Genomic DNA, 11,742 nt, shown 5'->3' on the forward strand with positions numbered 1-11,742 from the left:
GTCGTGCGTCCTGTTCAGGCGGTGAAACGGCGCGGGTCGTTGCGGCGCGCGCGGCGGCGCAGCATGGCCAGCATCGACAGCACGATGGCGATCGCGCCCAGCGTTTCCGGCTCCGGCGTGCTCGGCACCTCGGCGCCCAGCGCCAGGTCGCTCACGCCCTGCGGCATCGGCAGCGGCTGGTTCACGTCCACGCTGTTCTGCGGCGCGACGTTGCGCACCACCTTGTCCACCGCGATGAAGCTGGTGTACTGCGTGAGCAGGCTGTACTTCAGGCCCAGCTCGGTGATGCGGTCCTTGAAGGCGGCGCTGCCTTCGAGCGCTTCCTGGTCGCTCAGGCTCTGGATGCGGTGGCGCGCCCACAGCGTGCGCAGCGCGGCGGTGTCCTGGCGCGTCTGCGGCGTGATGCGCACTTCCTCGCGGTACGGACCGGTGGCGGCCTGGCCTTCGATGATCACGCGGCCCTTGGCCTCGCCGCGCCACTTGCCGAACACGATCACGGGGCGCTCGCCCAGCACGTCGGGCAGCGCCTGCGGCTCCACGTCGTACACGTCCAGGCCGCCGAAGGTGGCCTTCACGTTCGTCAGCACGGGCGACTCCACCATGCGGCGAAAACGCGCGGCCTGCTCGGGTGCCTGCACCGGGTCGGTGATGATGAAGGGCTCGCCCATGCCGGCGCGTGCGATGCCTTCCATGAGGCTGCGGTTCACCGACGAGCCGATGCCGAAGGCGAACACGTTGGCCTTCGACAGGTTGTTGCGCACCAGCTCGAAGGCTTCGCGCTCGACCGTCACGTAGCCGTCGGTCACCACCACCACGGTGCGCGACACGTTCGCGGCCTTGGGCTCGGCGTACACGCGCTTGAGCGCCGGAATCAGCTCGGTGCTGCCGCTGCCGCTGTAGTTCTTGATCGTGGCGAGCGCCTGCTCGATGTTGGCGCGCGTGGCCGGCACCGACTGCGGTGACAGCATCTTGTTGCTGCCCGAGAACAGCAGCACGTTGAAGGTGTCGCTGGGGCGCAGGCCGCCGATCAGGCGTTCGAGCACGGTCTTGGCGGTGTCCAGCGGAAAGCCGTGCATCGAGCCCGAGATGTCGACCACGAAGATGTAGTCGCGCGGCGAGATGGCGCTGGCGGTCACGGCCTTGGGTGGCTCGACCATGGCGAGGAAGAAGTTTTCTGCGTTCTCTCCCTGGCCCTTGTAGAGCATGAGGCCCGATTCGATCTTCTCGCCCGCCAGGCGGTAGTCGAGCACGAAGTCGCGGTTGTCGGCGGGGCGGCCGTCGGCGCCCAGCGTGATGTCCGCGTGCTGGTCTTCGTCGCGCTTCTTCACGTCGATGGTGTGCGTGGCGGAGCGGATTTCCTTCAGGCCCATCGGCGTGTCGATGCTCGCCGTGAGCTTGAAACTGGTGCTGGGCGCCACGCCGGCGCGCAGTGTGGGCTGCGCCGGCCACTTCGCCTGTGCGTTCTCCGACTGCGGGCTGTTGTAGCGCGGCCCGACCACGGTCGGGAACACGAACTGGTAGTTGCCCGACTGCGGCACCAGCAGCTCGGTGTAGCGCAGCTCGACCTTCACGTTGTCGCCGGGCAGGATGTTGGCGACGTTCATCTGGAACACGTTGGGCAGGTGCTGCTCGAGCAGCGCGGCGGTCTTGCCTTCCTTCTTGGCGGTGTCGTATTCGATCCTGGCCTGCTGCTTCTCGCGGATCTGCGCTGTGATGAGCCGGTCGGCCAGGCGCACGTTGAGGCCGCTCACGGCCGCCTTGGTGGAACCGGGGAACACGTACTTCGCCTCGATGGCGCGCTGGCCTTCGTTGCGGTAGGTCTGCGTGACCGTGACATCGGCGATCACGCCCGAAATCTTGACCGAGACCTCGGTGCCCTTCAGCGGCAGGCGGTCGACCGAGGGGTCATCGCTCTTGACGAAGAAATACGGGCTCTCGGTCTTCAGGCGCGGACCGGCGGGCGCTTCCTGCGCGTGGACCGGGCGGGCGCCCATGGCGATGAAACCCACGGTCGCCAGGCTCACGGTGGCGAGCCAGAGCCAACGGCCGGGGCGTGGGGTGGTGGGGGTGTCCATGGCGGGTGTCCTTCTGCGTGCGAACTTGCACAGCCCTCACTGTCGTGAGCGTGCGAGAAGGCAGTTGGAAGGCGCGTTGAAGTCGCAACCCCCGCAGGCACCGCTGTGTGAAGTCTGTGTGAAGTGCGCGGCGCAGCGGCTTCATACGGCCTTCGGATCGGCCGGAGAGCATCGGCGCCTCATCACGAAAAAACCCGGAAAAGAGGGGAGAAACCCATGCTTCAACTGTTGAAGGCCCTGCAGGCGTCGGTGCTGGTCAAGGTGGCCGGCCTGTTCTTCCTGCTGCTGGTGCTGTGCATTCCGCTGGCACGGATCGACGACCTGAACCGCGCCCGCGGCGAAAGCCAGCAGGAGGCCGCGCGCGAACTGGCCGAGTCCTATGCCGGGCCGCAGGCCATGGTCGGCCCGCTGCTGCTGGTGCCGTACGTGGAGCGCTGGATGGAGCCGCTGCGCGACGCGCAGGGCAAGGTGATCGGGCAGGCCCCGCAGAGCAAGGAGATGGTGCACGCCGTGTTCCCCGACAAGCTGCACATCGAGGGCGACATGGCGCCGCAGGAGCGCTACCGCGGCATCTTCCGCATTCCGTTCTACACGCTCACGGCCGCGCTCGGCGGCGGCTTCGCGGGCTTCGACCCGCAGGCCGTGCCGCACAGCGAAAGCGGCTCGTCGATCGAGTTCCGCCCGCCGTTCGTCGCCTTCCACGTGAGCGACCTGCGCGGCCTCGACGGCTCGCCCGCGCTCACCGTCAACGGCGAGGCGCTGCGCTTTCGCCAGCGCGTGCCGGGCCTGCCCGACAACGCCACGTACGCCGACGGCATCCACGCGCCGCTCACGGGCGCCGCGCTCGCGGCCTGGCAGACGGGCAAGCCGCTGGCCTTCGACATGAAGCTCTCGCTGGTGGGCCAGGACACGCTCTCGATGGTGCCGATCGCCGAGGAAACCACCGCGCACCTGCGTTCGCCGTGGGCACACCCCAGCTTCGGCGGGCGCTTCCTGGCCACGCAGCGCGAGGTGACGCCGCAGGGCTTCGACGCGCACTGGCGCGTGTCCTCGCTGGTGACCACGGCGCGCGAGCAGGTGCGTGCCGGCCTGTGGGGCAGCGAAGGCGATGCCGCGCAGAACGCCGCGGCGGCCGTCGTGCGGACGGCGCCCTCGGCGTCCATGTCGCGCCATGCCTCGGGCCCGCTGCAGACCTTCGACGTGTCGCTCGCACAACCCGTCAACGTGTATTCGATGAGCACGCGGGCCGGCAAGTACGGCGCGCTCTTCATCGGCCTGGTGCTGATGGCGGCCTTCATGTTCGAGCTGTTCCGCAAGCTGCGCCTGCACCCGGTGCAGTACGGGCTGGTGGGCCTGTCGATCGCCCTGTTCTTTTTGCTGCTGCTCGCGCTGTCGGAGAAGTTCGCCTTCTGGATGGCCTACGCGGGCGCTGCCGCGGCCAGCGTGGCGCTGCTGGCCGTGTACTTCAGCGCGGTGCTCGAAGGCTGGCGCCGCGGCCTGTCGTTCGCCGCCTTCGTGGCGCTGCTGTACGGCGCGCTCTACGGCCTGCTGGCCTCGGAAAGCAACGCGCTGCTGCTGGGCGCGCTGCTGATCTTCGGCATGCTGGCCACGCTGATGCTCGTGACGCGCAAGGTCGACTGGTATGCGCTGTCGCGTCGCAGCGAACCGGCCCCGGCCACCCCGGTGGCCACGGTGGACGCATGAGACTGCTACGCGCCATCCCCGGCGTGCTCGGCTGGCTGCTGCTGGCCGTGCTGTGCGCCTGGGCCTGGCACCTGAAGGACCCGCACCTGCGCTTCCTGCGCGAGGAGGAGCTGCCACTGCTGCTCTCCGCGCTGTGCGCCGCCGGCGCGATCGCCTGGCGCAGCGCGCGCGGCGCGCGCCGTGTGGTGGCGCTGGCCCTGACGGTGGGTGCGACGCTGACGGCGCTGGGCCACGAGATGGCCTCGCGCCAACACCGGCTGGAAGTGAACGCGGCTTCGGGCCCGGTGGCGCAGGCGCTGGGCGCGCGTTTCATCGTCGGCTACGACGACGCGAACGACCTGCGCGAACTGGCCCGCCGGGGCCTGATCGGCGGCATCTTCGTCACCGGCCGCAACGTGAAGGGCCGCAGCGCCGACACGCTGCGCGCGGAAATCGCCAGCCTGCAGGCGCTGCGGTTGGCGGCCGGCCTGCCGCCGCTGGTGGTGGCGACCGACCAGGAAGGCGGCGGCGTCTCGCGCCTGTCGCCGATGGTGCCCCGCCAGCCGGCACTCGCCAGCCTGCTCGAGGCCGACGTGCCCGCACACGAACTGTTGCAACGTGCCCGCGCCTACGGCGCGCAGCAGGGCGGGGCGCTCGCCGCGCTGGGCATCACGCTGAACTTCAGCCCGGTGGTCGACCTGCGCCCCGGCCGCGCCCCGGGCCGCTGGGACCTGCACACCCGCATCGAGGAACGCGCCATTTCGAGCGACCCCGACATCACCGCGCAGGTGGCGCTCGCTTACGAGCAAGGCCTTGAATCGGCTGGCGTGCGCGGCACGCTCAAGCACTTTCCCGGCCTGGCCGGCGTGACCGAGGACACGCACCACATGGGTGCCGAACTGCGCACGCCCGTGGCCCGGCTGGCCGCGCACGACTGGAAGCCGTTTCAAGACGTGTCGAAACATTCGGATGCCGCGATCATGCTCGGCCATGTCATCCTTCGGGAACTCGACGCGGACGCGCCGGTCTCTTTCTCACGCAAAATCGTGCGGCAGGTGATTCGAGGCGAATGGGGCTTTCAGGGCCTGCTCGTCACCGACGACCTCACGATGGGCGGGGCCTACAACCGAGGTCTTTGCAACGCCACGCTGGGCGCACTCGACGCCGGGGTGGACCTGCTGCTCATCGCCTACGACCACGACAAGTATTTCGATGCCATGCACTGCGCGCTGGAAGGCGTGCGGCGCGGCGCGCTCGATCCCCGGGTGACGGAACGCCCGCGCGCGCCACGGCTCCAACCTCTTCGCTAGCCCCCATCCCATGTCCCAAGAACCTCGCCCTTCCCAACCCGCCGGTGCGCTGCGCCAGCTCCCGTGGAAACGCATCGCCGGCTGGAGCGCCATCGCGGCCGGTGCCGGCGCCGTCGCGCTGCTGGGCGCCGCCATCGTGGGGGTGGTCGCCATCTACCCGAAGCTGCCCGACATTTCCGAGCTGGCCGACTACCGGCCCAAGCTGCCGCTGCGCGTGTACACGGCCGAGGGTTCGCTGATCGGCGAGTTCGGCGAGGAGCGCCGCAACCTCACGCCCTTCGCCAACATTCCGAAGGTCATGAAGGACGCCGTGCTGGCCGTGGAAGACGCGCGCTTCTACGACCACGGCGGCGTGGACTACAAGGGCTTCGCGCGCGCGGCCGTGGCCAGCTTCAAGGGCGGGCGCAAGCAGGGCGCCTCGACCATCACGATGCAGGTGGCTCGCAACGTCTACCTGAGCTCGGAGCGCACGCTCAGCCGCAAGGCCTCGGAGATCGTGCTGGCCTTCCGGCTCGAGCAGCAGCTCAGCAAGGACCAGATCCTGGAGATCTACCTGAACCAGATCTACCTGGGCAACCGCGCCTACGGTTTCGCCGCCGCCTCCGAGGCCTACTTCGGCAAGCCGCTGCAGCAGGTGACCATCGCCGAGGCCGCCATGCTGGCTGGCCTGCCGAAGGCGCCCGGCGCCAACAACCCGGTGGCCAACCCGCGCCGCGCGCGGGCGCGCCAGCTCTACGTGATCGACCGCATGCACGAGACCGGCTTCATCACCGCCGAACAGGCGGCCGAAGCCAAGAAGGAAGAGCTGCACCTGCGCGACGCCGCCGACCCGAACCGGCTGCACGCCGAGTACGTGGCCGAGACGGTGCGCCAGATGATGTACGCGCAGTACGGCGACAGCATCTACACCAGCGGCATGAAGGTCTACACCTCGCTGGTGGCGGCCGACCAGGCGGCGGCGTACAAGTCGCTGCGCAAGGGCATCATGGATTACGAGCGCCGTCAGGTGTACCGCGGCCCCGAGAAGTTCGTCGACCTGCCGGCCAGCGGCCAGAAGGAAATCGACGAGGCCGTGGACGAAGCGCTGGCCGAGCACCCCGACAACGGCGACGTGATCTCGGCCGTGGTGCTGGAAGCCAGCGCCAAGGAAGTGACCGCGGTGCGCGCCAACGGCGAAGCCTTCGAGATCTCGGGCGAGGGCCTCAAGCCCGCACAGTCCGGCCTGGCCGCGAAGGCGCCGCCGAACATCAAGATCCGCCGCGGCGCCGTGATCCGCGTCGCGAAGACGCCGAAGAACACCTGGGAGATCACGCAGCTGCCCGAAGTGGAGGGCGCCTTCATCGGCATGGACCCGCGCACGGGCGCCATCACGGCGCTGGTCGGCGGTTTCGACTTCGGCAAGAACAAGTTCAACCACGTCTCGCAGGCCTGGCGCCAGCCGGGCTCGAGCTTCAAGCCCTTCATCTACTCGGCCGCGCTCGAAAAGGGCTTCACGCCCGCCACCGTGGTGAACGACGCGCCACTGGTGTTCGATGCCGCCGCCAACGGCGGCCAGCCCTGGGACCCGAAGAACTTCGACGGCGGCTTCGAAGGCCCGATGCCGCTGCGCAACGCGCTCATGAAGTCGAAGAACCTGGTCACGCTGCGCGTGCTGCAGTCGATCGGCGCGCCCTACGCGCAAGACTGGGTCACCAAGTTCGGCTTCGACAAGGACAAGCACCCAGCCAACCTGCCGATGGGCCTGGGCGCCGGCTCGGTCACGCCGATGCAGATGGCGGTGGGTTACTCGGTGTTCGCCAACGGCGGCTACCGCGTGAACCCGTACCTCGTGACCCGCGTGACCGACCTCAAGGACAAGGTGCTGATGGAAACCGAGCCCCCGGTGCTCGACGAAAGCCGCCGCGCCATTCCCGCGCGCAACGCCTTCATCATGGAATCGCTGCTGCAGAGCGTGGTCAAGGGCGGCTCCGGCTTCAAGGCCTACCAGGCGCTCAAGCGCGACGACCTGTACGGCAAGACCGGCACCACCAACGACTCCTTCGACACCTGGTTCGCGGGCTTCCAGCCCACGCGCGTGGGCATCGCCTGGGTCGGCTACGACACGCCGCGCCAGCTCGGCGTGCGCGGCGAGACCGGCGGCAGCCTGAGCCTGCCGATCTGGATCGGCTACATGCAGTCGGCGCTGCGCGGCGTGCCCGTGACCCTGCCGGCCGAACCGCCCGGCGTGGTGAGCATCGACGGCGAGTGGTACTTCGACGACTTCACGCCGGGCCACAACGTGGCGAGCCTGGGCCTGGAAAGCGCCGAGCAGCCGATCCAGCCGGTGGAGGTGCTGACGGGCGCGCCGGTCGGCGCCCCGCCGCCGCCTGAAGAACGCAACCGCATCCTCGATTTCTTCAGGTAACGGCACTCCCCCAGGCTACGCGCACTTCGTGTCGCTACGCCAACCCCCTCGCCGGGGGCAACACCAGCGGCCCGGCAAAGCCGGTTCCGCGGTGTTTCACGAAAAGACGATCCAGCAGAAGGAAAACGCGGGCGGTCTGCGGTGCCTACACTCGGTGCCGCGGCCCCCGCTTCTTTTTTGTCTCTTCTCTTTTCTCCCCTTTTCTCGCATCCATGGAAATCCTCACCCTGGTGGCCCTGATCGCTGCCGGCTTCTACATCCTCAAGTCCAAGGAACAGCGCCAGCGCATCGCGCTGCTCGGTCGTCATCTGGGCCGCTACCAGATCGAGAAGCTGATGGAGAGCCTGACCCAGGGCTACCTGCGCTGCCTCGGCGAAGACGACGCCGAGCGCCGCCAGCAGATCTGGCACCTGCTCGACGCCACCGAGGAAAAACTCGCCGCCCAGTTCGAGACCTTCGCCGCCGAGCTGGCGCGCGAACCCGAAGCCGACACACGCGTGAGCCGCCTGCCGGTGGCCTTGCCGTTCGCCACCACGCTGTTCCCTTCCGCCAGCTTCGATCTGCGCGAAGCGCTGCGCATTCATGCGCGCGGCATCGCGGGCGTAGCGAAAAATGCGGCGGGCCGCTCGCCGAAATCGAAGGCCTTCACGATGTCGGCCGAGCTGTTCCTGATGCAGCACACCTGCCACTGGTTCTGCAAATCGAAGGCCGTGGCCTCGGCGCGCATGCTGGCGCGGCACCAGACTTCGTACGAGCAACTGCTCGACGCCGTGAGCCCCGAGACGCGCGAGGCGTATCGCGCCCTAGTCGGGGCCTGAGGTTCTGCCATGGTGCTCGCGGGCCTCGATCACTATCGTGTCCATGCCGAGCAAGCAGCCTTCGTTCTTGAAGGGGACGTTCGCTACGCCCCCGGAAAATCATTCTGGTTTTCAGGCATGGCTGTGGCCGCGCTGGTCGGCGGCAGCCTGTTCTTTCGCTGGGATGCGGTGGCGCTGTTCGTTGTCAGCACCGGCTTCGTGCTGCTCTTCGGCCACTCGCTGGGCAGCCATCGCCAACTGATTCACCACAGCTTCCAGTGCCCCCGGTGCTGCGCCTTGCACTCATCTATTGCGGCGTGCAGGTCGGCCTGGCCGGACCATTGGGCATTCTTCGCCAACATGAGTTGCGCGACTACGCGCAGCGTCTGCCCGTGTGCCACGACTACCTGCGCCACGGGCGCGGTTTCTGGACCGATGCGTGGTGGCAGCTGCATTGCGAACTGCACCTGCACCGGCCGCCGCATCTAGAGATCGAGCCACTCATCGCGAACGACCGCGTCCTGCGGTGGCTGGAAAAAACCTGGATGCTGCAGCAGCTGCCGCCCGCCGTTCTTTTCTACCTCTGGGGCGGCTGGTCGTTCGTCTTCTGGGGCGTGTGCGCACGCGTCACCGCCGGTGTGCTCGGGCATTGGCTGATCGGCTGGTTCGCGCACAACCACGGCGCGATGAACTACGAAGTGCGAGGCGCCGCGGTGCAGGGCCGGAACATTCCCTGGACCTCGCTGCTGACGATGGGCGAGAGCTGGCACAACAACCACCATGCCTTTCCCGGTTCCGCCCGGCTGGGGCTGACGCCCGGCGAATGGGATCCGGGGTGGTGGATGCTGAAGCTGCTCGAACGCTGCGGACTCGTGTGGAACCTGCGCTTGCCCGAAGCGCTGCCGCCGCGCCCCGAACTCGCGGTGCTCGCCCCGCGTCAGTGAGGTGACAGCAGCGGCAGCGTGAGCGTCGCCACGGCGCCGCCACGCGTCGCGTTGCCCAGGTCGATGCGGCCCCGGTGCAGGGTCGCGATTTCCTTCACGAACGCAAGCCCGAGCCCCGTGCTCTTCTTCTGGCTGTGCGGCCGGGCGAGCGAATAGAACTTCTCGAAGACTTTTTCCTGCGCGTAGTCCGGAATGCCCGGGCCGTGGTCGCGCACGTTGATGCGCGCCAGGCGCGAGGTGGTTTCCAGCGTCAGCAGCACCTCGCTGTCGGGCGGTGAAAAATCGAGCGCGTTGTCGAGCAGATTGCTGATCGCGCGGCGCAGCAGGAACGGATCGCCCTCGACACGCGCAGGCTCGCGGATGTTCACGATCAACCGGATGTTGCGTCGCGACGCGGCGGGTTGTGCGCTGGCGGCAATGTCTTCGATCAACGGCCCCAGCGCCACGGGTTCGGTGCGGTCGAGCGCGCGCCGCGTCTCGAGCGCGGTGAGCTCCATCATGCGGTCGACGATTTCCTGGATGCGCTGGGTTTCGCGTTCGATGTTCTTCAGGAAACGCTCACGCTGGTCGTGCGGCATCTGCGGTTCCTGCAGCAGCTCGGCCGCGCCGCGGATGGCCGACAGCGGGCTCTTCACTTCGTGCGTGAAGGTCTGCACGTAGTCGGCCACGTAGTTGCGCCCGGTGAGCGCGTCGCGCATTTCGCCGAAGCCGGTGCGCACCGCGTCGACCGCGCGCCGCGCCATGCGCGACAGGCTCAGGCTGCGCTGCGCGCGCACCCAGGTCCAGTAGTCGCGGATCAGGCCGAAGGGCCGCACCAGCCAGACCGAGACGATCACGGTGAGCAGCAGCAGCGCCAGCGCCGAACCCACGCCGACCCAGATGGTGCGCACGCGCGCGTCCTCGACGAACTGGCCGAAGCTCTGCACCGGCTTGCCGACGCTGACCACGCCGACGATCTCGTCGTTCCAGCGGATCGGCGCGCCGACGTACATCACCGAGGTGCGCGGGTCGCCGTCGACGTCGCGCGAAGTGCGCGCGCCGTACAGGCCGCCGAGCGTGCGCTTCACGTCGCTCCACTGCGAATAGTCGTTGCCCAGGTGGCGGCCGAGCGAATCGAACATCACGCGGCCGGTGCGGTCGGTCACGTACACGCGCAGCTCGACCCGGCTCTTGTGCAGGTTGTAGATCTGGGCCGAGAACTCGCGCGTGTAGACGCTGCGAAAAAGCGGCTCCAGCCTCGCCGTGTTGATGGCGCCGGCGATCACGTCCTGCTCGACCAGGCTGGCCATGAGCTGTGAGGTCTCGACCAGCGATTCCTCGGCCGACTCGCGGTAGCGCGGATCGATGTCGGAAACGACGCGGTACAGCAGGAAGGCGATGCCCGCCGTGTAGATCAGCAGGATGCCAATGAAGATCCGGGTCCGGCGCGTCATTCCCTGCTGGCAGGCAGATCTTCGTGCAGCGCGTAGCCGGTGCCGCGCAAGGTGCGGATCGGCTCCACCTCCGGCGCGATGGTCTTGAGCTTGGCACGCAGCGTCTTGATGTGCGCGTCGACCGTGCGGTCGAAGCTGTCGCTGGCGTCGTCCCAGACGAGCTGGAGCAGTTCGTCGCGCGTGAACACGCGCCCAGGCCGCTGGACCATGAGTTTCAGCAGGCCGTATTCGTAGCGCGAGAGTTCGAGCAACCGTCCGTAGTACCGGATCTGCATGCGCTCGCTGTCGAGCGCAAAGGGCGTTGCAGGGGTCTGTGACGCCGCTGGAGGCGGCGCCGGCGCGTTTTGATGGGGTACCCCATGAATCGGTGCTGCGGCCGTTGGCGGGCTTCCTGGGCCGTTTCTGGCACTGCGCCGCAGGATGGTTCGCACGCGGGCGACCAGCTCACGGGGTGAAAACGGCTTGGCAATGTAGTCGTCCGCACCCAGTTCGAGGCCCACCACGCGGTCTATTTCGTCGCTGCGGGCCGTCAAAAACACCATCGGTACCTCCGGGCCGCCCATCGACTGGTTCAGCGCCTGGAGGCGTTTGAAGAGCTCGAAGCCGTTCAGGTCGGGCAATCCGATGTCCAGGATCGCGAGCGCGGGGCGCTCCTGCGCGAACTGCGCGATGGCTTCTTCGGCCGTGGCGCACCAGACCGGCTGGAAACCGTCGCTGCTCAAAACGTACTGGAGCGTGTCGGCGATGCCCGATTCGTCTTCGGCAATCAGGATCCGGGGTTTGAAGCTCATCCGGCGATGTTAGCGAGGGCCACGGACCACCCGTGCCCGGTTTTTCGCCCGAGGCGCCGGCGACCGGCGCGGCCTTTCGTGGACTTTTTTTTCGGGCGCGGCTTTTCCTCTTCCTGTCTTCTTATTCTTCTTATTCAAATTAGTAGTAGTAGATAAGGGTCGCACCGGTCTGTGGAAAGGTCGCTTTTTCCTTGACGTGACAACGACTTGTCATGCCCGCGTCACTGTGCGCACCCGCGCTTCCGTGGTGTACCCGCAACTTGGACAACATGGGGTAACCCGCCGGCCCTGTGGATAACCGATGG

At 67.9% G+C, this 11,742-nt stretch carries 8 protein-coding genes; 5 read left to right on the forward strand and 3 right to left on the reverse strand.

All coding sequences use genetic code 11. The annotated features are described in order from the left end of the window. Positions 1–14 precede the first annotated feature (14 nt). Positions 15–2,075 carry a VIT and vWA domain-containing protein gene (locus AC3WQR_RS17350; protein WP_492742961.1) on the reverse strand — a complete coding sequence of 687 codons (2,061 nt, stop codon included), beginning with the start codon at positions 2,073–2,075 and terminating at the stop codon, positions 15–17. A 216-nt stretch (positions 2,076–2,291) separates the two neighbouring features. Here AC3WQR_RS17350 and creD point away from each other — a divergent pair, with 216 nt between their 5' ends. The 5 genes from creD (at position 2,292) to AC3WQR_RS17375 (ending at position 9,213) form a co-directional block, all read left to right on the forward strand. After that, complete coding sequence (gene creD, locus AC3WQR_RS17355; RefSeq protein ID WP_492742963.1) at positions 2,292–3,779, forward strand: cell envelope integrity protein CreD; 1,488 nt, start codon at positions 2,292–2,294, stop codon at positions 3,777–3,779. After that, on the forward strand, positions 3,776–5,068 hold the full coding sequence (locus tag AC3WQR_RS17360) for a glycoside hydrolase family 3 N-terminal domain-containing protein (RefSeq protein WP_492742965.1): 1,293 nt from the start codon (positions 3,776–3,778) through the stop codon (positions 5,066–5,068). The genes creD and AC3WQR_RS17360 overlap by 4 nt, the downstream gene beginning before the upstream one ends. Positions 5,069–5,078: 10 nt before the next feature. Continuing rightward, positions 5,079–7,472, forward strand: coding sequence for a penicillin-binding protein 1A (locus AC3WQR_RS17365; RefSeq protein ID WP_062473814.1), 2,394 nt, complete (start codon positions 5,079–5,081; stop codon positions 7,470–7,472). A gap of 212 nt (positions 7,473–7,684) precedes the next feature. Next, the gene (locus AC3WQR_RS17370) at positions 7,685–8,290 is read left to right on the forward strand and encodes a hypothetical protein (RefSeq protein ID WP_492742966.1); all 606 of its coding nucleotides are present in this window, start codon (positions 7,685–7,687) and stop codon (positions 8,288–8,290) included. A gap of 257 nt (positions 8,291–8,547) precedes the next feature. Next, positions 8,548–9,213 (forward strand): fatty acid desaturase, encoded by a 666-nt coding sequence (locus AC3WQR_RS17375; RefSeq protein ID WP_492742967.1) that lies wholly within the window; start codon positions 8,548–8,550, stop codon positions 9,211–9,213. Here the strand turns inward: AC3WQR_RS17375 and creC are convergent. Then, on the reverse strand, positions 9,207–10,646 hold the full coding sequence (gene creC, locus AC3WQR_RS17380) for a two-component system sensor histidine kinase CreC (RefSeq protein WP_492742968.1): 1,440 nt from the start codon (positions 10,644–10,646) through the stop codon (positions 9,207–9,209). The two genes, AC3WQR_RS17375 and creC, sit on opposite strands and share 7 nt — an antisense overlap. Then, positions 10,643–11,437 carry a two-component system response regulator CreB gene (gene creB / locus AC3WQR_RS17385; RefSeq protein WP_492742969.1) on the reverse strand — a complete coding sequence of 265 codons (795 nt, stop codon included), beginning with the start codon at positions 11,435–11,437 and terminating at the stop codon, positions 10,643–10,645. Before creB ends, creC begins: the two co-directional genes overlap by 4 nt. Positions 11,438–11,742 lie beyond the last annotated feature (305 nt).

This window comes from Variovorax sp. FW305-3-2-15-B-LB1, from assembly GCF_058787635.1.

What these genes read in the sequence shown, in the direction of transcription:
- AC3WQR_RS17350 (WP_492742961.1), bottom strand. Translation starts at nt 2,075, where the DNA reads ATGGACACCCCCACCACCCCACGCCCCGGCCGTTGGCTCTGGCTCGCC.
- AC3WQR_RS17370 (WP_492742966.1), top strand. Translation starts at nt 7,685, where the DNA reads ATGGAAATCCTCACCCTGGTGGCCCTGATCGCTGCCGGCTTCTACATC.
- creB (WP_492742969.1), bottom strand. Translation starts at nt 11,437, where the DNA reads ATGAGCTTCAAACCCCGGATCCTGATTGCCGAAGACGAATCGGGCATC.
- creD (WP_492742963.1), top strand. Translation starts at nt 2,292, where the DNA reads ATGCTTCAACTGTTGAAGGCCCTGCAGGCGTCGGTGCTGGTCAAGGTG.
- AC3WQR_RS17365 (WP_062473814.1), top strand. Translation starts at nt 5,079, where the DNA reads ATGTCCCAAGAACCTCGCCCTTCCCAACCCGCCGGTGCGCTGCGCCAG.
- creC (WP_492742968.1), bottom strand. Translation starts at nt 10,646, where the DNA reads ATGACGCGCCGGACCCGGATCTTCATTGGCATCCTGCTGATCTACACG.
- AC3WQR_RS17360 (WP_492742965.1), top strand. Translation starts at nt 3,776, where the DNA reads ATGAGACTGCTACGCGCCATCCCCGGCGTGCTCGGCTGGCTGCTGCTG.